Below are 25,085 nucleotides of genomic sequence, written 5' to 3'. Positions count from 1 at the left end.
GGCGACGACGGAGGTACATGGCGAAACGTCATTTGGCGCGCAGGAAGCGGGTTCTCGTAACCGGCGGCGCCGGGTTCCTGGGATCTTTTCTGTGCGAGAGGCTTCTGTCGCTCGACCATGAAGTCGTGTGCGTGGACAACTTCTTCACCGGCACGCGCGACAACATCGCCCGGATGTTCGGCAACCACCGCTTCGAGATCCTGCGGCACGACGTCACCTTCCCGCTCTACGTGGAAGTGGACGAGATCTACAATCTCGCCTGCCCGGCCAGTCCGATCCACTACCAGCACGATCCCGTCCAGACGACCAAGACCAGCGTGCACGGCGCAATCAACATGCTTGGCCTCGCCAAGCGCACGGGGGCACGGATCCTCCAGGCTTCGACCTCGGAGATCTACGGTGATCCCGAAGTCCATCCCCAGCGGGAAGATTACTGGGGCCGCGTCAATCCGATCGGCCCGCGCTCCTGCTACGACGAGGGCAAGCGCTGCGCCGAGACGCTGTTCTTCGATTACCGGCGCCAGCACCAGTTGCCGATCAAGGTCGCGCGCATCTTCAATACCTATGGCCCCCGCATGCAGCCCGACGACGGCCGCGTGGTCTCGAACTTCATCCTGCAGGCACTGCGCGACGAGCCGATCACCATCTACGGCGACGGAAAGCAGACGCGCTCGTTCTGCTTCGTCGACGACCTGATCGACGGGTTGATTGCGCTGATGGACACGCCTGACGATTTCACCGGCCCGGTCAATCTGGGCAACCCGGTCGAGTTCACGATGCTCGAACTGGCGCAAAACGTGATCGAGCTGACCGGCAGCGCCTCCGCGCTCGAGTATCGCCCGTTGCCGCAGGACGATCCGCGCCAGCGCCAGCCTGACATCACGGTCGCCCGCGAGAAACTGGGGTGGCAACCATCGGTGCCGCTCCGGGAGGGCCTCGGCCGCACCATCGACTATTTCCGCGAACTCATGGAAGCAGGACTGATACCGGCATGATCACCGGCAAGCCCCCCGCACAACGCACGATCCTCGTCACCGGCGGTGCCGGCTATGTCGGCTCCCATTGCTGCAAGGCTTTTGCCGAGGCGGGTTGGCGGGTCGTGACATACGACAACCTCTCGCGCGGCCATGCCGATGCGGTCCGCTGGGGGCCACTGGTCGTCGGCGACATTCTGGATGGGGATGCGCTCGACGCCGCCTTCGCGCAGTACAAGCCCGATCTGGTCGGCCACTTCGCCGCCTTCGCCTATGTCGAGGAATCGGTCAGGAAGCCCGAACTTTACTATCACAACAACAGCATCGGCAGCTTCACCCTGCTGGACCGGATGCGCGCGGCGGGGATCGACAAGCTGATCTTCTCCAGCACTTGCGCAAGCTATGGCGTGCCGACCCGGGTGCCGATCGACGAATCCCACCCGCAGTCCCCGATCAACCCTTACGGCTGGTCGAAGTTCATGGTCGAACGGATGCTGTCCGACTACGCCTCGGCCCATGGGCTCGACAGTGTTGCGCTGCGCTACTTCAACGCCGCCGGCTGCGATCCCGATGGCGAGATCGGTGAGTGCCACGATCCGGAGACCCACGCGATCCCGCTGGCGATCGAGGGCGCACTGGCGGTGGATCGGCCCTTCACCGTTTTCGGCACCGACTTCGACACACGCGATGGCAGCGCGGTGCGCGACTACATCCACGTCTCCGATCTGGCGTCGGCCCACGTGCTGGCCGGCGAATGGATCATGGACCGCAAGGGCTTCCATCCCTTCAACCTGGGCACCGGCAATGGCACGACCGTGCTGGAAATCGCCGAAGCCGTGGCGCGCATCTGCGAGGTCGACCGCCCCGCGCAACTCGGCCCGCGCCGCGCTGGCGATCCGCCGGTGCTGATCGCCAATGCCGCCAAGGCGCGCGAGGAACTGGGCTGGATTCCCCGGCGCTCGGACATCGACACGATCGTGAGCACGGCCGTCGCCTGGTACCGCAAGTGTGCCGATACGGCGCTCCGGGAAAAAGCTCCGGCCTAGCCCAGCGCGGCAACCGAACCGTCCGCGTGGGGGCCGAAGACTTCGGCAGGCGGCCCCTCGGCCAGAAGCCGGCCATTGCCGATGCGCACCACGTGATCGACATTGCGAACCGTTTCGAGCCGGTGAGTGATGATCAGCACGGTCCGCCCGGCAAAGCGCTGCTCAAGGCAAGTGCGCACTCGCGCTTCGAGCGCCGTGTCCAGCGCGCTGGTCGCCTCGTCGAGGATCAGGATGCCCGGATCGCGCAGGATGGCACGCGCAAGGCCAACGCGCTGGCGCTCGCCACCCGAGAGGTTGAGGCCCTGCTGGCCGATCCAGTCGCGGTCTCCGTACTCCAGCCCTGCCAGCATGTCTGCGAGGCCCGACAGCGCGTAGGCATCGGCCAGTGCTGCACGGTTCGCATCCGAGCGGGCCATCAGCACATTGTCGCGCACCGTGCCTTCGACGAGATCGATGTCCTGCCCGGCCACGGCAATCGCGCGCAGCCATTCTTCGCGCCGGATCGTCGCGATGTCGGTATCGTCGAGCAGGATCTGCCCGGCTTCGGGCCGGTAGAGACGCAAGAGCAGGTTGACGATCGTCGTCTTGCCCGAACCGCTGGCGCCGACCAGCGCCGTCGTGCGGCCGGCAGGAATGGAGAAGCTGACGCGGTCCAGCGCCTCCTTCTCCTCGTAGCCGAACACGACATCGCGAAAGGCGATGGATCGAAACGTCTCGGGCATCGGCCGCATGCCCGGATCGGGGTAGGTCTTGCCCTCCGGCCCGATCATGCGCCGCACCGATTGCAGCTGCGGCGCCGACTGGGCAAGGAAAAGAGAGTTGCTGGCGAATTCCTGCAAGTGCGGCTGGAGGCGGTAGAGCAGCGCGACAATGGTCAGCGTTGCGTGGAAATCGACCTTGAGCGCGCCTGCCCCGCCCACGATCAGGCAGATGATCGCAAGATAGCCGATCTCGGTTGCCGGGCGGATCGCCGCGGACAGCCGTTCCATGCGTGCCAGGCTCTCACGCGCCGAGGCCGAGGATTTGACGAAGGCGGCGTCCTGCGCTTTCTCACGGCCATAGGCGCGAATCGCGCGCATGCCCTGCAGGGTCATCAGCATCAGCCCGCCCATCGACTGGTGCTCTGCCTTCACCGATGCACCCAGCTGCGTCACCGGCCGCGACAGGCGTTCGAGAAAGAACGAGACGGCGCCTGCGCAGATGAAGGCGATCAGGGTGATCCGCCAGGACAGCATGAACAGGAAAAAGGCGAAAACCGCGGTCGCGCAGATGTTGATGATGAGCCGGGTGAAGGCATTGTAGGCCGCGGCAATGCCCCAGCTGTCGGTCCCGAGCACTTCCATCAGCTCGGCCTGTTCATGGCGACGGATGAAGTCGTAGGAGACGCCGAGGTATTCGCCGTGGATCGCGTTGCGGGCTTTTTCGCTGATCCGCGCACCCAAACCTTGCGCGATCCGGTTGTAGAAATAGGCGATCACGCCGCGCATCACGATCAGCGCGAAGATCGCCGTGGCAAGCTCGGCCGGCCCGCCCAGCCATTCGAGGATCGAGGCGGCCGCCTGCCCGAAATCGCGGGCTACCGTACCGGTATCGTCGAGCTGGCCGAACGCGGCGTAGAGAAACACGATGATCAGGCTGATGCCAGCCGTCTCCGCCAGCGAGGCGACCAGCCCCATGATGACGAGCAGGGGCGCGGCCCGCTTCGCCGCAGGGGCAATGGCGAGGAGCGCGTTGAGATCCCTGAGAGCGGCAATCCTGCCGCCGGCCCCGGTGTCAGCTTCCTTGCCCATAGCTCTCCTCGTAGGAGCCGATCGTAAAACGAACCGGACCATGGCCTTGCCTGCGCCGGGGCCGTCCTGCGATCCGCTGACGCAGGCCGCGCACAAGCGCGCGCGGCACTCTCGCCAATAGCACGCCCAGCGCCGCGAAGGGAGCTTGCGCCGCGAATACCGGCAACAATTTCAGCATGGAGCGAAAGTCGCCCCGCTCTGCCGCCGCCAACAGGCTCCATTCGAGATAGAACCTGCGCCCCGTGCGGATCTCCTTGCGGTACTGCGGGTGCCGCGCGACCATTTCGGCCGCGACCAGATCGAAGGAACGCAACATGCGCATCATGTCGCTCGACATATTACCGTCCATGACGCGGTAACCGGTCAGCGGCTCGGGCACGAGCGCGAAGCGGAACTTCTCGGCGATGCGGAAATAGATCGAGAGATCCTCGCAGCCTTGCGCGCCGCGTTCGTGCAACGAGGAATCGAAGCCGCCGACATGTTCCAGCGCCTCTCGGGTCATCAGCGCGGCGCTGCCGTTGCCCACGAAATTGCCGTGCATGATCGCGTGGAGCACGTCCCCTTCCGCATGCGGCCGGTGGCTGAGGCTGGTGACACAACTCTCCCCGTCGATCCGGGCATACCAGGTATAGGCGAGACCAGCCCTCCTTCCCGCTGCCTTGAGCGCCGCGCGCTGCCGCTCGATCTTGGTCGGCGCCCACAGGTCGTCGGCATCGACGAAGGCGATCAGGTCCGAAGCCGCAGCCTGCCACCCGCGATTGCGCGCGGCGGCGACCCCGGCATTGTCCTGCTGCACGAGTGCGATGCGCGGATCCTCGGCCGCGACCTTCAGTACCTGCGCCGCCGTGGAGTCGGGCGAACCGTCATCGACGACCACGATCTCCAGCGCCCGGTGGCTCTGCGTCTGGACGCTCTGCAGAGTCTCCGCGATGAGGCCGTCAGCCTTGTAAGCCGGGATGACGACACTCACGAGTTCGGCATCCCGGCCCGGTACGATGCCCAACATCCGCGCGATGGCATCGACGACAGCGCGTTGCGACTGCGCGGCAATCCTGCCCTCCAGCATGTGCGCCAGATTGGCCGATACCTGCGGCCAGTGCGGCACCAGTTCACCCGGCGTACGGCAGGCACCACTGCAGAAGGCTTCGAGGATCATCCTCGCGGCGGTCGCCACGTATTCCGGTCCGACCGCAATCTGCGGCAAGTCATGCAGGTCGTTGCGCCAGGCGCGGTCCTGTCCGGCGGCAACGGCAGCGCACCATAGCTCGAACCATGCGAAACCGGTGGAGGCATCCTCGGCAGCTGCTCCCGCTTCGAAGCAGCCTCTGGCGATCACCCTTTGCGCATCGCCGAAAAGCTGCACGAGATCGGTCGAGAGCGAACCGGGCCGAAGGCGATAGCGCGCGTGGAGGTCGCGGATCGGCACGAAGGCGCTGCCGGCCAGGGCCAGCCTTTGCCACATGTCCCAATCCTCGCAGGTTCTGAACGCCGTATCGAAGCCGCCCAGGCTTTCCACCGGGTCGCGCCGGAGCAGCACCGCATGCGGGGCCAGCGGATTGCGGTGGGCGAACGTCCCCACCGGATCGGCCGCGATAGCGGGATCGAAGCGGGGCATGAACCCCTTCCCCCGGGGTGTGACCCGCAGATAACCGCAGTAACTGGCATCGGCCGCAGCATCGCCCGCGAGACCGATGGAAAGCCACTTGAGGTGATCGGGCGCAATCCAGTCATCGGAATCGATGAAGAACAGCGACCTGCCGCGCGCATGGCGCAGTCCTTCATTGCGCGCGGCGGCCAGGCCCAGCCCCCCCGCCTCGACCATGGCGAACCGGGGGTCGCTATTGCAGTAGCGCCCGGCAATCGCAGCGGTCGCATCGCTCGAACCGTCGTTGACGATCACCGCGTGCCAATCGTGCATTTCCTGTACGAGCAGGCTGTCGAGCGTTCGGGCCAGCGTGGCCTCGGCGTCGCGGGCAGGAATGATGACGGATATATCGCTCACGGCTGCGGCGCCTTGCGGTGGCGCCAGTAGTAGATCAGCCCCGCAACATAGCCGGATATCTCCTGGCGCAGAAACCGGTTGTCCGGTCGCTGCCCCCGAACCACTCGGTGCAGGGCGCGTCCGGCGTAATAGCGCGGCATGATCGCGAAAGCCCGGCGCAGGTTGCCGCGATTGCCGGTGCGCTCATGCTGGACCATCAGGGCCGCCGCATGACCGCGCATGTAGTGGTATATCTGCGAGGCGAGCCCGGCGATCTCCCGACGGTGGACATGGAAGGCCACTGCAGCCGGATCGTAGACGCATACGCCGCCATGGCTGAGAACCCGGTGCCAATATTCGGAATCGCCCGAGCAGCCCGCCGCGCCGACATCGAGGCGCTCGTCGAAGTAACCGGCGATCTCGAAGGCGCGCCGGTGAAAGGCCATGCTGGCCCCGGCGCCGATCTTCCAGACTTCGCTGCCGGTATGGCGGTCCACCGCGAAGAAGCTCTCGTCGAAGCGGCGGGGCATATAGCCCTGTCCGAAACTCCAGTGCGTCTCGAACAGGATCTGCGCCTCCGTTTCCAGTTCGGCCGGGAGCACGAGCCCGGTTACGGCCATGGCATCGCCGGCTTCCAGCGCGAGCGTCAGGCGTTCCAGCCAGCGCGGATGAAGCCGCACGTCATCGTCGGTATAGGCGATGACCTTCGAACGTGCCCGGCGTGCGCCGCTGTTGCGGGCGATGTCGAGCCCGGGCCGGTCCTCGCGCACATAGACGACACCCGCCTCTTCTGCGACGTGCCGGGTGCGATCGTCCACCGAGGCATTGTCGACGACGATGACCTCGGCGGGCCGGTAAGTCTGGTGCACCAGCGAGGCGAGGCATTCGCGCAGGACATCGGGCCGGTCGCGGGTGCAGATCACCACCGAAGCATCGAGAGTCGGGCGACGGTGATCGCCGACCACCTCCCGCGCACGTGCGAGGGCGGGTGAAGAGGTGAAAGCCTGCCAGTGGCGCTGCAGGTCGATAGGCTCGCCGGGGCGCCCTTCGTCGATGACCTGCCCCACCGGCACGTCCTGCCACCAGAACACGACGAGCGTTCGTGCCGTCTCGCGGACGGGCGCAGGCGGCATGGCCGATGCGTCTATGTGCTCTATGGCGATGCGGGACATTTCAGGCGGACTTTCTGCAGCAATGCGGCGACAATGCTGAAACGCTTCGATCAGACAATCCCGCGAAGCGCCCGCTGGTTCCGAAATCGGGCCGGACAGTGCTTTCGCCCGCGAAGATGTTCGGGCAGACTGGCTTTCGAAGCCAATGGAGATGTGCTTGGAACCTGCCGGCAGCGAAACCGTATCCGTCATCGTACCGGCCTATAACGCGGCCCGGACGATCGACGAGACGCTGCGCAGCGTCGCGGCCCAGACCCATCGCGAACTCGAAATCGTGGTCGTCGACGACGGATCGGCGGACGACACGCCCGCCATCGTGCGGGGACTTGCGGCGCAGGATCCGCGCATCCGTCTTGTGCGCCAGGCCAATGCCGGTGTCGCCGCAGCCCGCAACGCCGGGATCACGGCCTCGACCGGCCGGTTCATCGCCCCGATCGACGCGGACGACCTGTGGCATCCGGCCAAGATCGAACGACAACTGGCCGTGTTTCGCCAGGGCGGTGAGCGGCTGGGGCTCGTCTACACCTGGTTTGCGCTGATCGACGGCAAATCGCAGGTCGTGCAGCTGCGCCACCAGCCGCGCCACGAAGGTGACGTGCTGGCCCGCCTCGCCTTTCACAACTTCATCGGCAATGGCAGCTCTGCGCTGTTCCGGCGCTCCGCGTTCGACAGGACCGGCGGCTACGATCCGACCCTGCGCGCACGTGGCGGGCAAGGGTGCGAGGACTGGAAGCTCTATTTCGAGATCGCCGAGCATCACTGCTTCGGCTTCGTGCCCGAACCGCTCACCGGCTATCGCGACCTTCCCGACAACATGTCGAGCGACGTCCTGCAGATGCTGCGCTCGCGCGACTTGTGCACGGCGGACCTGCTGCCGCGCCACCCGGAGCTTGCAAAGGCATTCCGGTCGGGCCGCAATCGCCTGAGCCGCCTGCTGTTTCACCGCGCCATTCGCCTTGGCCGCACGAAAGACGTCATGCGACTGGCGGTGTCGATCGGCCGCTACGATCCGGCTTTCCTTGCCGTCGTCATCGGTTCTCTGCCGCTCTCCGCCGCGAAAGGCGTGCTCGGACGCCTGCTGCCCGGAGGAGGATACCAGGGTCATTCCAGCACGGCCTTCGCCCTGCTCGACCCACTCTGAAGCGATGCAAGGTCGCGGCCCTGCGCGATCACTTCGGCGAACAGGTCGGTCAGGAGTTCGAGGTGCCTTTCGGCAGAATACTGCGCTTTGGCCTTGAGCGGCCCCGCGGTGCGCAACCGCCGGTCGAGCGCCGGATCTGCCGCGAGGCGCGCGATGCATTCAGCCAGCGCCGTCGCATTGCCGGTCTCGAACAGCAGGCCGTCCTCGCCATCGGTGATCGCTGCCGATAGCGAACCCAGATCGGAGGCGATCACCGGCACCCCCGCACTGATGCTTTCCAGATAGAAGTTCGGCAGGTTTTCGAACCAGACCGAGGGGATGATCGAAGCCGTTGCATTGCCCAGCAGGCCCGCGACATCCTCGGCCGCGACCGGGCGTTCGAAACGGATGCAATCGGCAAGGCCGGCACGCTCGACACGCCGCACCAGCGCCTTTTGATAATCCTCGTATTGCGCTCCGCCGACGATGCGCAGTTTCGGGGGATCGCCCGGACGCCGCTTCAATATCGCCATCGCCTCGATCAGCGTTTCCAGGCCCTTCGACGGGTCGAGGCGTCCGGCATAGAGCAGGTACTTTCCGGGACCGCCCGCGCCCGCCGCAAAGATCTCCTCGTCGGCGAATGTGGGAATGCAGGCCAGCCGCGCGGGATCGAAGCCACCGCGGACCATGAAATCGGTCAGGAACGGGTTGGTCGTGACGAACCGGTCGATCAGGTCGAAATAGCCCTGCCGGCGATGATACCATGTCGCTGCCGCATCGAGAGCCGAGATGACGCGACTGCCATGCACGCAGCCATGCACGACGCCGGGCAGAAGACGGCCACCAAGGCATTGCGTGCAGCTCTCCCCGTTGCGCAGGAAATGGTGCTCGGCACACAGGTACCCATAGTCGGAGACGCGCACCACGATCGGTACCCCGGCGTTGTGCAGCGCGACAAGAACGGACGGCGACAGCTTGCGCAGGAACAGGATCAGGTAGGCAGCGTCGGGCCGGAAATCCTCGATCAGCCGGGCAAGATCCCGTTCCACCTCGCGCGAATAGAACAGGCGGCCAAGGCTGCGCCCGAGCGATCCGGGATCGGAGCGATGCTCGTCGAAGTAGACCTGGTCAGCCTTGCCGATCGGCTTGGTGAAATAAGAAGACCAGGGGCTGCTGCGGTTCTGTTCGTAATCGATCGAAAAGACCGCGGTCTCATGCCCCGCGCGTTGCAGAACCCTCTCGATGTTGAACAGGTAACGCTCCGCCCCGCTTGCCACGAAATAGCGGTGATTGATCAGCAGCAGCCGCAAGTCTTGATCCCAGGCACGACCACGCAGGAGCGATCCTTAACGTAGTGCAAATTACAGTTAACAATACCGAAACCGTGCCTTCGGCAATCCCCCAAAAGGCGGAGGCCGGACACGACCAGCCCCCTTGTCCCAGGTCGGAACAGCAGGGCTGACAATATGTTAACGCATGTTTTGACCCGCCGCGCCTGCGTTCGCCGTTGCTTTGCAACAGGTCGTCCATTCTTTTTCGCAGTTGCGAATTCAGAGGTGGAAATTGCTCGCAGACTTCGCGTAGATAATTAGCGAAGGGTTCACCCCCGATCTCCCGAAAATTTGCAAATGGTGGCACTGACATGAAGATTGCGATGGTTGGATCCGGCTATGTCGGTCTGGTTTCCGGCGCCTGCTTCGCCGATTTCGGACACGACGTGGTCTGCATCGACAAGGATCAGTCGAAGATCGACCGGCTCCATGCCGGTGTCATGCCCATCTATGAGCCGGGCCTCGACGCGCTGGTCGAGAACAACGTGAAGGCAGGCCGCCTCTCCTTCACCACTGACCTGGCCGAGGGGATCAAGGGCGCCAGCGCGATCTTCATCGCCGTCGGCACGCCGTCGCGTCGCGGTGACGGCCATGCCGATCTCTCCTTCGTCTATGCGGTCGCGCGCGAAGTGGGTGAGAGCCTGTCGAACGATGCCGTGATCGTCACCAAGTCGACCGTACCCGTCGGCACCGGTGACGAAGTCGAACGCATTCTCAGGGAGAGCGGCACCACGCACCGCGTCGCTGTCGTCTCCAACCCGGAATTCCTGCGCGAAGGCGCCGCCATCGGCGATTTCAAGCGCCCCGACCGCATCGTCATCGGTGCCGAGGACGATTTCGGCCGTGAGGTCATGCAGGAAGTCTATCGCCCGCTGTTCCTCAACGAATCGCCGATCCTGTTCGTCAGCCGCCGCTCGGCGGAGATCACCAAATACGCCGCCAACGCGTTCCTCGCGACCAAGATCACCTTCATCAACGAGATCGCCGATCTGTGCGAGAAGGTGGGTGGCAACGTTCAGGACGTCGCCCGCGGCATCGGCCTAGACAACCGCATCGGCTCCAAGTTCCTGCATGCCGGCCCCGGCTACGGCGGCTCGTGTTTCCCGAAGGACACCCTCGCACTGCTCAAGACCGCGGAGGACTACGACAGCCCCCTGCGCATCGTGGAAGCAGTCGCCAAGGTCAACGACAGCCGCAAGCGGGCGATGGGCCGCAAGGTCATCGAAGCGCTCGGCGGGCTCGACGCCGCGCGCGGCAAGCGCGTCGCGATGCTCGGCCTGACCTTCAAGCCGAACACCGACGACATGCGCGACAGTCCTTCGATCGCAATAGCCCAGACACTCGCCGATTCCGGGGTCACCGTTACCGCCTACGACCCCGAGGGCATGGAACTGGCCAAGCCGCTGATGCCCGAAGTGCAGATGGTCGACAATTCCTACGAAGCCATCGAAGGCGCCGACGCGGTCGTGATCGTGACCGAATGGGATGCATTCCGCGCGCTTGACCTCAACCGGGTGAAACAGCTCGCCAAGGCCCCGGTGCTGGTCGACCTGCGCAACATCTACAAGCCGGACTTCGCCCAAGCCGCCGGTTTCACGTACTATTCGATCGGCCGGGCCTGATCACCGAAGGGGGCGAGAGCCCCGCAACTTTGAACTGTTTCGGGCACGGTGCGCTGAAGGGCGTGCTGTGCCCGAAGTGCATTGCACCCATGGAAACAGCCGGATCCAACCAGAAAATTCTTGATATCTCCCTCCTTCGGATAGTCCAATGCTAAGAACGTGTTAAGAAGATGAAGGTAGTCCGTTCCCGAGTAAGGCTGAACTGAAGCCTGAACGAGATCACAGGATTGCGGAGGGTCGCGATGAGCAAAGGAACAGGATTGACGAAGGTCAATGGCTCGAAGACGACCGAACAGGTCGTCGGCGAAGCCTTGCACCTGGCAGGATCCGCTGTCGTAACCGCAGGTGTCGCCGCTGCGCTGGTTCTCGTAGCGGTTCCCGCGACTCTCGGCGTGGGCATCGCCGCCGGCTGGAAGGCTCTGCGCAAACGCCGCTGACAAACCCGAGACTTTGCGATCCGGCTCCGTCAGGGAAGGCAATCCTGCCCAATCGCACCTGAACTGACGGCCCGAAGCCCACATCTGGCCGCGCCCCTGCTTCGACTGGTCAGTTTTTAACGTATCTCAACGTAACCCGGGTTGCGCTCCCGGCACGCTATCGTCACTTTCCCGGCTGCACGAGGTCGGGCCCGCAGGTATTGCCTGCACTGCACACGAGCCCCCGGCCTCTCCATCCATCCTTGGCTGCCGGGAAACTGACGATGCAATCGAAGCTCACGCGCCGCTATGTCATCACCACCGCTCTTACCGCCTCCACGGGACTCTCTGCCCTCGTCCTTTCGCGGTCGTTATCGGCCGGGGACACGACCTCCATCAGGAGCAAGACCTTCAAGGGCAATCGCACCGTTGAGGGCGTGAAAGGCGATGGCGGTGAAGGCCTCCTCGCCCAATCGAACTCCCTTATCCAGAACTGCAAGTTCCTCGACTTAGGCAATGGCGCCGTGCGCGTGCGCGCACCCATCGACAATCTCAGGATCGAGAACTGCGAAGCGAACAATCTCTACCGCTTTTTGGAAGTAACCAGTTCGGACAAGAAGGTCCCGGCCGACCTCACCCATTTCGTCGTGCGCCAGGTCACCGCGCGCGAGGTCGACCGAACCATGACCCGCATCCGCTATGGATCGCACAGCGGCACGATCGAGGACGTGAAAGCCTTCGGCAGTTCCCGGTGCGATCTTTACTGCGTGGGCTACCAGCTCGACGGCACCGCCCATGACATTACCTACACCCGGGTGGAGGCCCACGATTTCCGCGAAGCCTCGCGTCCCAAGGACAAGTACTGGAACGGCGATGGCTTCTCAGACGAGCGCGGCAACCACGGCATCCGCTATATCTCGTGCGTCGCCACCGGCTGCAGCGACGGCGGGTTCGACCTCAAATCGGCGGATGTGCGCCTTGAAAACTGCATCGCACGTGCGAACAAGCGCAACTATCGCCTCTGGAACAGTGGCGAACTTTTACGCTGCACCAGCGTTGATCCGCACCATTACGGTGGCACCGGCGGCAAGTCGCACTTCTCCTTCCACGGCGGCGTCAAGCGCTACATCATCGACCAGCCGGTAGTGAAAGCATCGCCGGGAAACTCCGCGCCGGTCTTCTTCTTCGCGACCAAGGAACCGATGCACCTCGAGATCCGCAATGCGACGATCGACGCACCCGATGCTCCTCTCATTCGGGTCGAGGGGCCCGAGCCGGTGATCACCTGGGTCCCGGAGCGGGATGCACAAAAGATAAGGGTGAAGCGGAACCGCGCCTGAAATCGATTGTTATATAATCCGGCAAACCGGGCGGCCGGGCGTCACCCGTTATCGCCTGTTAGCTACCTTGTGAAATTACCTTAACTCGGACGTCGTACGATATAGCGAGGCGAAAACCCGACGAGAAGACTGCTGCAGTGCACAATAGGCGTTCAAGTACCCATTGGGGCAGGCTATCATTCGATTCAACGGACAGCTATCGTCTGCTTAGTATTGAAGCACTTGATACTGAGTCGATCAGAATAAACGTGGAACAATGTCGTCGCATCGGATTGGCCTACCCCTTTCGGGGTAAGTCTTTTGTCTGAGGCTCTAGATCATTGGCAATAGAGCGATGGCGGCGTACGCACTCGAACAGGGCAAGCGCCATGAAGATATTCGTTACCGGCCTTCGAGGGATGCCTCGTGTCATGGGCGGGATTGAGAGTCACTGCGAGGAATTGTTGCCGCGCATCAAATCGGCCAACAATGACTTGGACATCAATGTCCTGTGCCGGGCGCCCTATGTCGACCCGGAGCGGCGCACATTCGAGAGTATCGCGCTCACACCGCTCCCTGCTCCGCGCTCGCGTTCGTTCGAAGCGATCGTCGCCACTTTCGTCGCAACGCTTTACGCCTGGTTTAACAAGGCTAATGTCCTGCACATCCATGGCATAGGCCCGGCGCTCATGACACCGCTTGCGCGCCTCCTCGGCCTCAAGGTGATCGTGACCCACCATGGCGCCGACTACGAGCGCGCGAAGTGGGGCAAGATGGCCAAGATGATCCTGCGCGTCGGCGAACGGTCGGGCCTGATCTGGGCCGATCGCGTAATCGCGATCTCGCCATCCCTGGCCGATCACTTGCGCGAGATCTTTCCATCGCAGGCGCACAAGGTTTCCTACATCCCCAATGGCACGCCCAAACTGCCTTCCGATGGCGTCGATGTGGCCGAAATTCATGCCGCCCTCGGTCTGACCGGCAAGAAGTATGCTGTCGCCGTCGGTCGCCTTGTCCCCGAAAAGGGCCTTCACGACCTGATCAAGGCGTTCCAGTCGGCGGAACTGGGCGATGACTGGGTCCTGGCGATTGCCGGCGATGCAGACCACGATTCCGAATACGCCCGGGAACTGCGTTCGCATGAAAGTGAGCGGATCCGATTCCTCGGTTTCCAGACGCGCCCGGTGCTCAAATGCCTCTACGACAATTGTGCCCTGTTCGTGATGCCCTCGTACCATGAAGGCCTGCCGATCGCGGCGCTGGAAGCCGCGTCCTGCGAAGCGCCCATGCTGCTCAGCGACATCCAGGCCAATCGAGACCTGGGCCTGGGCGATGACTGCTATTTCCCGGTTGGCGATGTCGAGCGGCTTTCGAACCTGCTGGCAACCAATCACAAGGCGCGGAGTTCTGACTCGCGAACAGTCAAGAAGCGGTTCGACTGGGATGCCGCAGCGTTCAAGACCGCTGCGCTTTATCGGTCGGTCGCGGCAATTCCCAACGGTGCAGTAAGCATCGCTCGATCGGCTTCGCGTTCCGCCAAATAATGATGATGTCAGGTTCCGCAAGAAAGAAGAAGGCCGTCTTCGTGATCAATTCCCTCGCCGGTGGCGGGGCGGAGAGGATCATGACGACCCTGCTGCGCGCTTCCGCCCCCTGGCGGGAGCGTTACGATATTACGCTGGTTCTCCTCGACAGGGAGCCGGATGCCTATGCCGTGCCCGACTGGATCGAGGTGATCCAGCTTGACTGCAAGGGCAAGTTCCTGCCCAGCATCGTGGCGCTGCGCCGCCTCTATGCGCGCATAAATCCGGATGTGACGCTCAGCTTCCTGTCGCGAGCCAACGTCGGCAACATCCTCGCCACGCGGGGCCTGCGCACGGCCTGCATTATCAGCGAGCGCGTGAACAGCACCGCCCATTTCGGGGGACACCTGCGCTCGCTGGCCAGCAAGCTGCTGCTGCGCCTTACCTATCCTTCGGCCGATCACGTCATCGCCGTATCCGATGGCGTGGCGCAGGACCTGCACGACAATTTCGCGGTTCCGCAGGACCGGGTGTCGATCGTCTTCAACCCCGTCGACCACGATCTGATCGAGGATCTGGGCGCGGGCGAACCGGCGATCGCCGTCGGGGGCGAATATATCGCTGCGACCGGTCGCCTCGTACCCAACAAGAATTTCTCGATGCTGATCGATGCCTTCGCGCAGTCCGCACTGCCTTGCTCGCTCGTCATCCTGGGCGAAGGCCCGGAACGCGAGAAGCTGGAAGCGCAGGTTGCCGAACTCGGCCTGCAGGACCGCGTCCACCTGCCCGGTTTCATCGACAATCCCTTCGCCGTACTCAAACGGGCAACGCTGTTCGCCCTGCCTTCGAACGCGGAAGGCTTCCCCAATGGTATGGTCGAGGCCATGGCCTGCGGCCTGCCCGTCGTGACCACGAACTGTCCTTCCGGTCCATCGGAGATCCTCCTCAATAGACCGCGAGACGAAAACGAAGGCATGGTACAGTGCGATGCTGGCGTGGTCGTTCCGACCAATGACGCGTCGGCATTCGCCCAGGCCCTGCGCCTGGTTTACGATCCGGCCACGCGCGATGCGAAGGGCGCAACCGCGGCATCCATTACACACAAGTTCGATATTATGCAGACCACGGGCAGATATTGGGAGATCATCGACAGGTTGGCCGCCACCCGGCGCAAATCCGTCACGGCGCACCGCCCCAAGATCGCGGCAAGTGGTCAGACTTCATGAAAAACGGCGTAAACGGCAGAAGACAGAAAATGAGGCGAACGATGGCCAAGAAATGGTTTCAGGCTTTGACACTCACTCTCGCGCTGACCGCTGTCAGTGCACCGCACCCCGTCCTTGCGGGCGAGAAGCCACGCGAAAGCAGGAACGTGGAACTTCAGCTCGCGCCCGGAGATACGATCAAGGTTACCACTTACGGGCTACCGGCCCTGAGCGGCGACTTCGTGATCTCGTCCGAGGGAACCATTGCCTTCCCGCTCGTCGGCAACATCAAGGCCGCAGGCGTCAAGCCATCGGCCATCCAGGAAACGATCACGGCCGGGCTGGCCAGCGGCTACGTGACCGAGCCGAGCGTTGCCGTCGAGGTAGGCAGCTATCGCCCGATCTATATCCTGGGTGAAGTCGGCAAGCCGGGTGAATACCCTTACTCCTTGGGATTAACCATTAGGGATGCTGTCGCGAAGGCCGGTGGCTTCACCTACCGCGCCAATGAAAAGCGCGTCTACATCAAGGGCGCCGGCGAGGATGACGAACATCCCTACAAGTTGACCGCGGGCATTCCCGTGGCACCGGGCGACACGATCCGCATCGGGGAGCGCTACTTTTGAATGATATGTCTCGACTGCAACCGGCAAAGCTGAGTGAAAACCACCAGCGCGGTTGCGCCCGGACGTTCAGGGAACTGCGCCTGCTGCTGACGGCAGACCTCTATCGCTACGGCGGGCGCACCGATGCGAAGGCATTCTGGCGCCATTTTCTGTTTACGCCGGGCTACAAGTACACTGTGCACATGCGCACCTGTGGCTACCTGAAGACACGGCGGTTCAAGGCCTTCGGTCTCTATCCCCTATCCAAGTGGATGCTGCTGCGCTGTCGCTACAAATACGGCATCGCCATTCCCGAATACACGGTGATCGGCCCCGGCCTGTTCATCAACAGGTTCGGCGGCATCTACATCAACGGCGATGCCGTGATTGGTGCCAATGCCAACCTGACCCACGGCATGATGCTCGGCCAGGCCAACCGTGGATCGCGCGCAGGATCGCCGGTTCTGGGCGACCGCGTCTTCATTGGCGCAGGGGCGAAGATCATCGGCCATATCCATCTGGGCGACGACTGCGCCATCGGCGCGAATGCCGTGGTCACCAAGACCGTGCCCGAAAAGGGCGTGGTCGGTGGCAATCCGGGCAAGTTAATTTCGGAAAAGGGATCGGAAGGCTACGTCAACCGACTGGTGCCCGAAGACCTCCTCCGGCGCTGCCGCGAAGCTTCTGCCGCAAAATCGCAAGGCTGACCTGCACGGGACCGCCGCCAACCGGTGGCGGTCCGTCCGGGCAGCTCCGCAGTTTTGCCTAGAGCCCCTTGAAGAGGACGCTGACGAAAGCGCGGTTTTCGCTGAAATCCCGTCCGCTCGAAACGCCCGAACTGTCCTGGCCGCGATGACTGAAGCCGGCCTGCAGCGACCAGCGCGGGCTCAACAGCCAGGTCGCCTTGACCTGCCCGGTGAAGCGATTGTCGGTACGATCGATACCGTTGTAATTGCGGTTTTCGTTGCCCGCCTCGAGATGGAAGATCAGGTTGCGCTTCAATTCGTAATCGGCCTGGAGCGTTGCCGTCGTCTTCACGTACCCCCCCGCCTGCCGCACGCCGGTGTCGCTCGCCGTCCGATCGATCTTGGCCGTCAGTGTCACCAGCGGCGTGACGTAATAGGCCAGTTCCCCGCGCAGCAGCAGACCCTTGTTGTCACTGAAGGTCGGGTCTTTGTAGTTCTGCCGCAGGTAGCCGGCACGCAGCGTTCCGCGCATCAGGTGCCCCACCGCAAAGTTCGCGCCCAGCGCCAGTTCGTATCCGGTGGAATCGCGCGCCGGCACCGGGCCGATCCGTGTCCGGTAATCACGCTTGTTAGCCGAGCCGGCGGCAAATATCGCGAAGCTTGGGCTCATCGTATACTGGGCGATCAAGCCGCCCGTATAGACCTGGCGATCACGAAAACTCTGATCGACCACTTCGCCGAGGTTGTTGAAATTGTCGCGATAGGTCAGTCGCTGGTAATCGGCCGTCGCCTGCAAGCTGACACGGTTGAAGCTGTGCCGGATGTCGGCATAGCCTTCGGTCAGCTTGAAACGGTTCGGCCGGATGATCCCGGTCGGGGAGTCAGGCGAGGAACGTTGCTCCGAATTGCGCGAATGCAGGACGTTGGCCTGGAAGGTGGTCGTGCTTCCGACCTGGTATTGCAAGCCGCCCTTGAAGGCGTAGTCATTGGTGTTTTCGGAAGTCAGCTTGAAAAAGCGTGTGGCCTCGTATTCGCCCGCCAGCGACCAAGCAAAGCCTTCCGATGGCCGCGAGATCGAGAGGCGTGGACGGACAGTGACGTTTACGTCGCTGGTTCGATTGTTCTCCTGCGCATAAACGTTGTCTTCGAATTCGGAGCTTACCGAAACCTGCGGCATGATCTGAAGCGAACCTGCCTGAATCGGGACCGTTGCATATTCGGGCCGCGAGCGCCCGGTCACGCTTTCCGGTTGATCTTCGTCCAGCGGATTGCCGCTGGCGCCCAAGGTTCCGAGCTTGCTGAAGGGGTCATACCTCTGTGCCATGGCCGGTACGGTCGTGACCCCGAAGGCGACCATGGGAATACACGCCCCCGAAATCGCCCGCGCGATCATGTAGGTCGCGGACATCGATGTCCTGTTCATACGGTTTGCCCTGCCCCGATATGTTTCGCACGAACTGATTTGATCAACTGGTAGGCCGACTTGCGCCAGGACACTGGCGTCCAGCGCGTGACGGCCAGCAATGCCAGAGTGCCCCAGCCTTCCGGCAGGGCGACATCGCTCAAGGGAATGCGGATACGATTGTCCAGCTTGAGCGAATAGCGCGCATAATGCGCGATTTCCTGGTTGATGAGGAGGCGCAACAGGTGCTTCTCCCGCGGCCCCGCGCCGGAAAGCATCGCCCGCGCCGTATCGATCAGGCAGGGTGTCGAAAGCGTGTTCGTCGACTTGCTGACCTTGTTCGTGGAATCGCGACTGAAGTCGGCGGTAAACCGGGAATCGTAGGTGAACACCGAATGCCGCATGGCCCTGAGCCAGAGGTCCTTGTCACCGCCGCGCACGGCCCGCCCCTCAGGAAAGAGGCCGGCTTCGAGCAACAGGTCTCGCCGCAAGGCGATCGCACCGGTCCACATCGGGCATTCGCGCACTTCCAGCCAGGCTTCGAGAAACTGCGCAAAGTCGAGCACGGCACCGTTTTCAAGGCGCCGGGCGATGCGTTGGGGCTGGCTATGGGTATCGAATACGTGGTTGAAGCGGGTCGCCGCGACACCGGCCGCGGGCGCCTTGGCGATGGCACCCGCCAGGATCTCCAGATGATCATCGTGCCAGAAATCGTCGGCATCGAGGAACGCGATCCAGTCACCCCGCGCTTCGCGAATGGCGAGGTTTCGCGCGGCATAGCCGCCAGGCCCGGGCTGATCCCGGTCAAAAATGCGCACGCGTTCGTCATCGATGGCCGCCACGATTTCGCGGCTGCCATCGGTTGAGCAGTCGTTGACCACGATCACTTCGAGGGCAGGCAAGCTCTGCTTCAGCGCGCTCTCGATCGAGGCCGCGACATGATCGGCCTTGTTGTAGAGCGGCAATACCACAGAGAACTTGGGAAACGTCATTCAGAACCCCGATCAATTCACTGTCTTGCGGATCGGCGGCCAAGAAATAGCCGCCAGTATTCACGAGTAGCAACGACCGAAAGGTCCATAGTGAGGCGCATCAACGCAACCTTGCGGCCAATAGTGAGACCGGGCGTCATCCATACGCGTCTTATTCGTCTTGCTGTGTCATATAACGTGACTCCCAGAACTCTTGCAAGTCTTCCCGATGGTTGCGTCCTGTCCCATCGGCCACCGCTGAGCCTGCGACGTTTTCGGATTAATTCTTCACGGGTAGCACGAACGGGGTGCCCAACGATCATTTCGGGCACATATACGAGCGGATATCCGGCCCCGCGAATACGCAGCGCCATGGCCCTGTCACCACCCGACTTGAGGTTTTCGTCGAAACCGCCGAGCTTGTCGAAGATCTCGCGCCGGCTCATCCAGTTGGCCGTCGCACAGTTGCCGCGGCGGGCGAGTGCCTGCGGAAAGCTGAAAAGGCGCTCGTAATCGCTGAACAGGGCGCTGGAGAAATCTCCTTCCTCGAACAGGCCGATCTGCCCCGCCAGGACACCGGCCCTGGGGTTGCGCTCAGCCGCTTCCAGCGCCTTTTCCAGCCATTTCGGATCAGGTCGGCAATCGGCATCGGTAAAGGCGATATAATGTCCGCGCGCATGTCTGAGACCGCGGTTTCGCGCGGCGTAGGAGCCGGGGCGATCTTCGGTATAGACCACGACTTCCGGGAAGGTGCACGCCAGTTTGACCGTATTGTCCGTCGACCCGTTGTCGACCACGATAACCTCGAACTGCCCGGCTGGCATCGTCTGTTCGCGCAGCGCGGTCAGGCACCGGCCGATCACGTCGCTGCCGTTCCAGACCGGAATGATTACGCTGATCAATGGTGGAGACATCGTTACCCCTGAAGCAGGACCGGTATTGGCATTCATGAACGCGGACAACGCTTGCCCAGTCACTCCAAGGGGTCAAGCGCATCCCGCAATTGCGAAGACGAACCGGTCCTAATGCTGGCCGAGGCGTGCAAAATGGCGATTCGCAGCAACTTAACCGCTAATTTGGCTCACCATGGCGCGTCAGGCTGACTTTGACGGCCTGATACTGTTGCGTTGCAGCGTGAAATCCGGTTTGCTCCGTCGCGACACCCCCAATGCGCAACTGGACGATGCCCGCCACGGCCAGTTAAATGCGATCCAGCGGATTATCGTGCCTAACCAGAATGGCTGAAAACGCATCACCCTGCCCGGTTGTCGTCATTTCGATGACCGATGACCATCGACGCCGCAATGCGTTCTCGACGCGCGCGCGCGACGCGAAAGTGCCATGGCGCTTTTTCGATGCCCGCACCGAACTGGTCGACGGCCTGATCTATGACGAACAGGCGGTGGAGCGCAACAAGGGCCGACAGCTCACGAAGGGCGAGCGCGGCTGCTATTCCAGCCACTTCGCGGTGTGGCAGGAGATGGTGCGCAACGGCACACGGCAATGCATCGTCCTGGAAGACGACGTCATCGTCGACTGGGCCTTTCTCGAACAGCTGTGCGCAACCGATCTGGAAACCCATTCGATCCCCTATCTGCGCCTCTATGCCAAGGTGCCCACCTTCAACCGCGTGGTGCGGCGCAATTTCCTGCAGCATTCGCGCTCGGTGGTGGAACTGGTGGGCCATCCTTACGGCACGCAGGGCTATGCGATCACACTGGAAGGCGCGCGGCGTTTTCTGGAAGCCTGCGCCACCGTCCGCCGACCGATCGACGACCAGATGGACCGCTCGTGGGATCACGGGGTGCGCAACTACGCCCTGTTTCCAGCCCCGATCGTGGAGGAATTCGTGCCTTCAGGCATTGGCACGGAGCGTTTCAGCGCCGGGCGCGGCGCTGCCTACCATGCCCCGCGCCAGCGCCTTGCGCGCTGGATCGACCGTCAACGCATTCGTGCCAAGAAGCTGAGCGTCCTGAGTGGCAACTGAATCCCTCGCGAAAGATCCCTACGCCTCCTCGCAAGGGGCGCGGTTCGACACGCAGCTGCGCAAGCAGAGCAAGCATTCGATCGGCTGGTCGATCCTGCGCTTCGCATCCGACCAGGTCTTCTCCTTCATCGTCTTCGTGCTGCTGGCGCGTCTGCTCACGCGCGCCGACATCGGCGCCTTCGCGCTCATGGCGATCTTCGCCGAAGTGTTCCGCACCATCAGCATGGCCGGCCTGACCCAAACGGTGGCCCGCGAATCGGAACTGACCGACGCCTTCACGGACACCGTCTATCGCAGCCACATGGGCTTTTCGCTGGCGACGAGCGCCATCATCATCGCGCTGGCCCAGCCCTTCGCCGCCTTCATGAATGCACCGCAGATCGCGCTGCCGCTTCAGGTGCTGAGCGTGGTCCTGCCCATTTCCGCGCTGGGCCAGACGCACATGGCGCTGCGCCTGCGCGAATTCGGGCACAAGACCACGGCGCTGCGCTCGGTCGCCAGCGGCATCGGCGGCGGTGGCACGGCCATCGTTGCCGCCCTGCTCGGCTTCGGGCTGTGGGCACTGGTGATCCAGCGCATCGTTACCGAGATCATCAGCACCGTCCTGTCCCGTCATGCCTATCGCTGGAGGCCGGGCTGGAACTGGCACTGGAATATCCTCAAGCGCAATCTGGGCATCAACGGCAGCCTTACTGCGGTACAGCTCGTCTATATCGCCACAACGCGCCTGCAGGAGCTGGTCATCGGCAACGTCATCGGCGTCGTCGCGGTCGGTATCTACCGGACGGCCTGGCGCACCGTGGATATCATCTCCAACGGCGCGATCCGTCCCTTCACCACGGTGGCAATGCAGACGCTGGCGCGGGTCAAGGACGACCGGGTCGAGCTGGCGCGCGCCTATCAGTGGATGATCTCGAAGGCCGCGATCATATCCTTCCCCGCACTGGTAGGCTTCGGCGTGCTGGCGCCGCTGGCAATCCCCACCGTCTTCGGCGACAAGTGGGCCGCGGCCGGCGACCTGGCGCAAGTCTTCGCCTTCATGGCCATCCCCTTCACGCTCAACCAGTTCGCTTCGCCGTCGCTGGGCGCGCTGGGGGCAAGCAGAAGCCTGCTGGCAATCTCGCTGACCCAGCTCGGCCTCACCGCGCTCTTCACGCTCATCGCCGCACCCTATGGGGTCTTCGCGGTAGCCTGCGCCTATGTCGTGCGCTCGTACCTGACGCTGCCGCTGCAGATCTTCCTGCTGGCACGCGTGTCCGGGATCGGCCTGCGCCATACCTGGGGTGCGATCTGGCAGCCGCTGACGGCTTCGGTGCTGATGGGGCTGGTCCTCCACTTCACCATGCCCGCCACCCGCGCGCTCGTCGCCCACCCCAAGATGCCGGAACTGGCGGGATCGTGGCTGGTTCTCCTCCTCAACATGCTGATCGGAGTGCTAGTCTATGGCGTCGCCGTGATCGCACTCAGCCCGGTCTGGCGAGGACTTGCCCTCAAGACCCTCGGAAAGTTTCGATGAACGAGTTTTCCCGCATGCAGCAAAGGCTCTCCGCCCACGCCCTCATCCGCGCACTCGGTGCGGAACTGGACGATGTCTTCTCGCAGACGATACCGGCCGGGGCCCTCGCGCTGGTGGACTTTCCCGATCACTCCAATGTCGGGGACTCGGCCATCTGGCTCGGCGAGATGGCGTGGCTGCACGCAAGGAACCGGACGCCTGCCTACACCGCCGCGCTGAACAACCTGCATGTCGATGACCTGCGCCAGACCTGCCCCGAAGGGCCGATCCTGATCCACGGCGGCGGCAATTTTGGCACGAGCTGGATGAAGCACGAGGAACTGCGACTGCACCTGCTGGAAAGCTTCCCGGGCCGTCCGATCGTCCAGCTGCCGCAATCGATCCACTATAACGACGAGGCGGCGGCGGCGAAAATGGCGCGTGCGATCGAGGCCCATGGCGCCTTCACATTGCTGACGCGCGATGCCGCTTCGTTCGAATTCGCCCGGCGCCAGTTCGACTGCGACGTTCGGCTCGCACCCGACAGCGCCCTGATGATGGGACCGCAAAGGCGCCGCGCCTCGCAGGAGCCGATCCTGGCCCTGCTGCGCACCGATCACGAGCGTACCGCAGACCCATCGCCGGTTCCGGCCGGGGTGGAACAAGTGGACTGGCTTCATGAGGACGGACGCGAGAAGCTCCAACTCAGGGCCCGGGCGAAGCTGGCCCGCCTGCTGGGACGAGGCGAACAGGACAAGCGCCTGCGCCGCTACCAAACCCTCGCCGAGCGGCGCGTACAGCGCGGTCTTGCCATGCTTTCGCGCGGCCGCGTGGTCGTGACCGACCGGCTCCACGCGCACATCCTGTCGGTACTGCTCGACATTCCGCATGTCGCGCTCGACAACAATTACGGCAAGGTCAGCGGCTTCGCTCGTCAGTGGACCGGCGTCTACGAGGGATACCGAAGCGCGACGACCCGCGCCGAGGCTTTCGAGATCGCCTGCGCAGAGCTGGGCGCTAGCTGAAGCGGTAGGGGCGTCCGTACCGCTCCTCAGCCACCGGGAAGTGCACCGTCACCGGCTCCTCTTCCTCGGCATGGGGATCGGACCAGTCATAGATCCGCGCGCGGGCGCTGAACAGCGTATAGCCGCACAGCACGGCATAGAGTGCCAGACCTTCCAGCTGCCAGAACGGCATCGTGCCCATGTTCAGGATCAGGAAGCTGAGATGGGCCGCGATCAGCATCGGCAGGTCGTGGCGGCGCGCGCGCAGCGCCGTTACCGCCATCGTTGCCCAGAAAAGCAGCATGGCGAACACGCCGACGGCGCCCAGTTCATAGAGCGTGCCGATGATCGTGTTGTGCGGATAGACATCGAAGCCCCTGGACCATGATTCCGGACCGAAGCCGAACAGGTGCTGCAGCGACGTGCCGTCCTTGTAGGCGAAGATGTATTCGCTCCAGATCAGCGGGCGGGCCGAGAGGATCTGCCGTTCGACCTGCGTGAATTCCCGGGGCGGCTTGATCAGCGCATCGGGATTACTGAGGAAAGTGCCGAGGTCGATGAAGCGGTCGTAATTGATTACCGCCATGCCCAGAACTGCCACGAAAGCCACGACCAGTGCCGTTGCCGCGACGACACGGCGCTGGGTCGGGCTGACGTATTGGGTGATCGAGGCCCAGAACACCGTCGCCACCAGCGGAACCGAGGCCATCAGCGTCGTGCGGTAACCGGCAAGGAAGATACCGATGGCGACCAGGGCCAGGTAGCCCAACCGGATAAACGGGTTCAGACGGTGTGCGAAACAGCCCACGAGGAACGCCAGCAAAAGCGACACCGAGAAGGCGGCTTCGTGATTGTAGCCACCGATCCACACCAAGCCGTCCCCCATTTCCGATCCCTTGGGCAAGTGGAGTGCGACCGACAGCCACTGGAACAGCAACAATGGCGAAAAGGCCCAGATCATCAGCGGCATCAGCATCTCGTCACGGTCCTGCCGCAGGGCCTCGAACGTCGCGATCAGCAGCACGACGAAGTAGCCGTACTTGACCGTCACCGTCATTACGCCCGGCATGTCGGAATTGAGCGCACCGCTGATCGCCACAAGAAACATGATCAGGTAGGTCGGCACCAGCACCTTGAGCGCCAGGTGCGATGCCCGGATCACGAGGAAGGCCAGCCCGGTGATGATGATCGAAACCAGCGCATTGCCCGACATTCCTGCGAACATCGGCTTGAACATGTAGACGTGATAGGCGCCCAGGATCATGCGCAGCCAGATGGCCAGGAACAGGAAGCGTCCCGGCAGGCCCTCTATGCGACGGCCCGCCAGAAGCGCGATGATCACCAGTACCAGCGTTGCCGGCACCAGAATGGGCAGTCCGAAATGCGGACCGGTGGCGCCCAGTTCATCCATGCCAATTCACTTCTTTTCGAACCCG

Annotated in this window: 22 protein-coding genes; 14 read left to right on the top strand and 8 right to left on the bottom strand. The window is 63.2% G+C overall.

Annotation, left to right across the window (positions count from 1 at the left end):
* Positions 1-17: 17 nt before the first annotated feature.
* Entirely contained in the window at positions 18-995 is a 978-nt protein-coding gene (locus tag B5483_RS15795) for a UDP-glucuronic acid decarboxylase family protein (RefSeq protein WP_054945588.1), read from the top strand.
* Positions 992-2,020: a UDP-glucose 4-epimerase GalE gene (galE, locus tag B5483_RS15790; protein ID WP_079731098.1), complete on the top strand. Its 1,029-nt coding sequence runs from the start codon at positions 992-994 to the stop codon at positions 2,018-2,020. The genes B5483_RS15795 and galE overlap by 4 nt, the downstream gene beginning before the upstream one ends.
* Here galE and B5483_RS15785 read toward each other — a convergent pair.
* From B5483_RS15785 to B5483_RS15775, 3 genes are read right to left on the bottom strand one after another with little or no spacing between them, the layout of a single operon-like run.
* The gene (locus tag B5483_RS15785) at positions 2,017-3,810 is read right to left on the bottom strand and encodes an ABC transporter ATP-binding protein (protein WP_079731097.1); all 1,794 of its coding nucleotides are present in this window, start codon (positions 3,808-3,810) and stop codon (positions 2,017-2,019) included. The genes galE and B5483_RS15785 overlap by 4 nt on opposite strands.
* On the bottom strand, positions 3,794-5,812 hold the full coding sequence (locus tag B5483_RS15780; RefSeq protein ID WP_079731096.1) for a glycosyltransferase family 2 protein: 2,019 nt from the start codon (positions 5,810-5,812) through the stop codon (positions 3,794-3,796). Before B5483_RS15780 ends, B5483_RS15785 begins: the two co-directional genes overlap by 17 nt.
* The gene (locus B5483_RS15775) at positions 5,809-6,963 is read right to left on the bottom strand and encodes a glycosyltransferase family 2 protein (protein WP_079731095.1); all 1,155 of its coding nucleotides are present in this window, start codon (positions 6,961-6,963) and stop codon (positions 5,809-5,811) included. The genes B5483_RS15780 and B5483_RS15775 overlap by 4 nt, the downstream gene beginning before the upstream one ends.
* 151 nt (positions 6,964-7,114) lie before the next feature.
* On the opposite strand from B5483_RS15775, the gene B5483_RS15770 reads away from it, so the two are divergent.
* Positions 7,115-8,104, top strand: a complete 990-nt coding sequence (locus B5483_RS15770) for a glycosyltransferase family 2 protein (RefSeq protein WP_245829296.1) — start codon at positions 7,115-7,117, stop codon at positions 8,102-8,104.
* Here the strand turns inward: B5483_RS15770 and B5483_RS15765 are convergent.
* Positions 8,065-9,393, bottom strand: a complete 1,329-nt coding sequence (locus tag B5483_RS15765; RefSeq protein ID WP_079731093.1) for a glycosyltransferase family 4 protein — start codon at positions 9,391-9,393, stop codon at positions 8,065-8,067. The two genes, B5483_RS15770 and B5483_RS15765, sit on opposite strands and share 40 nt — an antisense overlap.
* Before the next feature lie 332 nt (positions 9,394-9,725).
* On the opposite strand from B5483_RS15765, the gene B5483_RS15760 reads away from it, so the two are divergent.
* From B5483_RS15760 to B5483_RS15735, 7 genes are all read left to right on the top strand, one after another.
* Entirely contained in the window at positions 9,726-11,036 is a 1,311-nt protein-coding gene (locus B5483_RS15760; protein ID WP_054945582.1) for a UDP-glucose dehydrogenase family protein, read from the top strand.
* A gap of 242 nt (positions 11,037-11,278) precedes the next feature.
* Positions 11,279-11,473, top strand: coding sequence for a hypothetical protein (locus tag B5483_RS22920; RefSeq protein WP_139384033.1), 195 nt, complete (start codon positions 11,279-11,281; stop codon positions 11,471-11,473).
* Positions 11,474-11,736: 263 nt separating this feature from the next.
* Complete coding sequence (locus tag B5483_RS15755; protein ID WP_079731092.1) at positions 11,737-12,792, top strand: hypothetical protein; 1,056 nt, start codon at positions 11,737-11,739, stop codon at positions 12,790-12,792.
* A 368-nt stretch (positions 12,793-13,160) separates the two neighbouring features.
* Positions 13,161-14,315, top strand: a complete 1,155-nt coding sequence (locus tag B5483_RS15750) for a glycosyltransferase family 4 protein (protein ID WP_054945580.1) — start codon at positions 13,161-13,163, stop codon at positions 14,313-14,315.
* A 5-nt stretch (positions 14,316-14,320) separates the two neighbouring features.
* The gene (locus B5483_RS15745) at positions 14,321-15,520 is read left to right on the top strand and encodes a glycosyltransferase (protein ID WP_079731181.1); all 1,200 of its coding nucleotides are present in this window, start codon (positions 14,321-14,323) and stop codon (positions 15,518-15,520) included.
* Positions 15,521-15,561: 41 nt separating this feature from the next.
* Positions 15,562-16,125 (top strand): polysaccharide biosynthesis/export family protein, encoded by a 564-nt coding sequence (locus B5483_RS15740; protein WP_054945579.1) that lies wholly within the window; start codon positions 15,562-15,564, stop codon positions 16,123-16,125.
* A gap of 5 nt (positions 16,126-16,130) precedes the next feature.
* Positions 16,131-16,811 (top strand): serine O-acetyltransferase, encoded by a 681-nt coding sequence (locus B5483_RS15735; RefSeq protein ID WP_054945578.1) that lies wholly within the window; start codon positions 16,131-16,133, stop codon positions 16,809-16,811.
* A 58-nt stretch (positions 16,812-16,869) separates the two neighbouring features.
* On the opposite strand, the gene B5483_RS15730 is transcribed toward B5483_RS15735, so the two are convergent.
* The 3 genes from B5483_RS15730 to B5483_RS15720 are packed head-to-tail and all read right to left on the bottom strand — an operon-like array spanning position 16,870 to position 20,113.
* Complete coding sequence (locus tag B5483_RS15730) at positions 16,870-18,213, bottom strand: outer membrane beta-barrel protein (protein ID WP_231634585.1); 1,344 nt, start codon at positions 18,211-18,213, stop codon at positions 16,870-16,872.
* Positions 18,210-19,184, bottom strand: coding sequence for a glycosyltransferase family 2 protein (locus B5483_RS15725; RefSeq protein WP_079731091.1), 975 nt, complete (start codon positions 19,182-19,184; stop codon positions 18,210-18,212). Before B5483_RS15725 ends, B5483_RS15730 begins: the two co-directional genes overlap by 4 nt.
* 17 nt (positions 19,185-19,201) lie before the next feature.
* Positions 19,202-20,113, bottom strand: coding sequence for a glycosyltransferase family 2 protein (locus B5483_RS15720; protein WP_054945575.1), 912 nt, complete (start codon positions 20,111-20,113; stop codon positions 19,202-19,204).
* A 136-nt stretch (positions 20,114-20,249) separates the two neighbouring features.
* On the opposite strand from B5483_RS15720, the gene B5483_RS23240 reads away from it, so the two are divergent.
* The 4 genes from B5483_RS23240 to B5483_RS15705 are packed head-to-tail and all read left to right on the top strand — an operon-like array spanning position 20,250 to position 23,670.
* Positions 20,250-20,408 carry a hypothetical protein gene (locus B5483_RS23240; RefSeq protein ID WP_176168075.1) on the top strand — a complete coding sequence of 53 codons (159 nt, stop codon included), beginning with the start codon at positions 20,250-20,252 and terminating at the stop codon, positions 20,406-20,408.
* Entirely contained in the window at positions 20,401-21,150 is a 750-nt protein-coding gene (locus B5483_RS15715; protein WP_079731090.1) for a glycosyltransferase family 25 protein, read from the top strand. The genes B5483_RS23240 and B5483_RS15715 overlap by 8 nt, the downstream gene beginning before the upstream one ends.
* On the top strand, positions 21,140-22,666 hold the full coding sequence (locus tag B5483_RS15710; RefSeq protein WP_054945573.1) for a lipopolysaccharide biosynthesis protein: 1,527 nt from the start codon (positions 21,140-21,142) through the stop codon (positions 22,664-22,666). Before B5483_RS15715 ends, B5483_RS15710 begins: the two co-directional genes overlap by 11 nt.
* Positions 22,663-23,670 (top strand): polysaccharide pyruvyl transferase family protein, encoded by a 1,008-nt coding sequence (locus B5483_RS15705; protein WP_054945572.1) that lies wholly within the window; start codon positions 22,663-22,665, stop codon positions 23,668-23,670. Before B5483_RS15710 ends, B5483_RS15705 begins: the two co-directional genes overlap by 4 nt.
* Here B5483_RS15705 and B5483_RS15700 read toward each other — a convergent pair.
* Positions 23,663-25,060, bottom strand: a complete 1,398-nt coding sequence (locus B5483_RS15700) for an O-antigen ligase family protein (protein WP_054945571.1) — start codon at positions 25,058-25,060, stop codon at positions 23,663-23,665. The two genes, B5483_RS15705 and B5483_RS15700, sit on opposite strands and share 8 nt — an antisense overlap.
* Positions 25,061-25,085 lie beyond the last annotated feature (25 nt).

Origin of the sequence: Novosphingobium mathurense (assembly GCF_900168325.1) — a bacterium.
Classification (GTDB): Bacteria; Pseudomonadota; Alphaproteobacteria; order Sphingomonadales; family Sphingomonadaceae; genus Novosphingobium; species Novosphingobium mathurense.
Note: the sequence above shows the minus strand (reverse complement) of the source record. Positions and strands in the feature narration are given on the sequence as shown.

Bases quoted from the DNA above. Each gene is read 5' to 3' on its own strand.
- B5483_RS15795 (WP_054945588.1), top strand. From the start codon at position 18: ATGGCGAAACGTCATTTGGCGCGCAGGAAGCGGGTTCTCGTAACCGGC.
- galE (WP_079731098.1), top strand. From the start codon at position 992: ATGATCACCGGCAAGCCCCCCGCACAACGCACGATCCTCGTCACCGGC.
- B5483_RS15785 (WP_079731097.1), bottom strand. From the start codon at position 3,810: ATGGGCAAGGAAGCTGACACCGGGGCCGGCGGCAGGATTGCCGCTCTC.
- B5483_RS15775 (WP_079731095.1), bottom strand. From the start codon at position 6,963: ATGTCCCGCATCGCCATAGAGCACATAGACGCATCGGCCATGCCGCCT.
- B5483_RS15770 (WP_245829296.1), top strand. From the start codon at position 7,115: ATGTGCTTGGAACCTGCCGGCAGCGAAACCGTATCCGTCATCGTACCG.
- B5483_RS15760 (WP_054945582.1), top strand. From the start codon at position 9,726: ATGAAGATTGCGATGGTTGGATCCGGCTATGTCGGTCTGGTTTCCGGC.
- B5483_RS22920 (WP_139384033.1), top strand. From the start codon at position 11,279: ATGAGCAAAGGAACAGGATTGACGAAGGTCAATGGCTCGAAGACGACC.
- B5483_RS15755 (WP_079731092.1), top strand. From the start codon at position 11,737: ATGCAATCGAAGCTCACGCGCCGCTATGTCATCACCACCGCTCTTACC.
- B5483_RS15750 (WP_054945580.1), top strand. From the start codon at position 13,161: ATGAAGATATTCGTTACCGGCCTTCGAGGGATGCCTCGTGTCATGGGC.
- B5483_RS15745 (WP_079731181.1), top strand. From the start codon at position 14,321: ATGTCAGGTTCCGCAAGAAAGAAGAAGGCCGTCTTCGTGATCAATTCC.
- B5483_RS15740 (WP_054945579.1), top strand. From the start codon at position 15,562: ATGGCCAAGAAATGGTTTCAGGCTTTGACACTCACTCTCGCGCTGACC.
- B5483_RS15735 (WP_054945578.1), top strand. From the start codon at position 16,131: ATGTCTCGACTGCAACCGGCAAAGCTGAGTGAAAACCACCAGCGCGGT.
- B5483_RS15730 (WP_231634585.1), bottom strand. From the start codon at position 18,213: ATGAACAGGACATCGATGTCCGCGACCTACATGATCGCGCGGGCGATT.
- B5483_RS15725 (WP_079731091.1), bottom strand. From the start codon at position 19,184: ATGACGTTTCCCAAGTTCTCTGTGGTATTGCCGCTCTACAACAAGGCC.
- B5483_RS15720 (WP_054945575.1), bottom strand. From the start codon at position 20,113: ATGAATGCCAATACCGGTCCTGCTTCAGGGGTAACGATGTCTCCACCA.
- B5483_RS23240 (WP_176168075.1), top strand. From the start codon at position 20,250: ATGGCGCGTCAGGCTGACTTTGACGGCCTGATACTGTTGCGTTGCAGC.
- B5483_RS15715 (WP_079731090.1), top strand. From the start codon at position 20,401: ATGGCTGAAAACGCATCACCCTGCCCGGTTGTCGTCATTTCGATGACC.
- B5483_RS15705 (WP_054945572.1), top strand. From the start codon at position 22,663: ATGAACGAGTTTTCCCGCATGCAGCAAAGGCTCTCCGCCCACGCCCTC.
- B5483_RS15700 (WP_054945571.1), bottom strand. From the start codon at position 25,060: ATGGATGAACTGGGCGCCACCGGTCCGCATTTCGGACTGCCCATTCTG.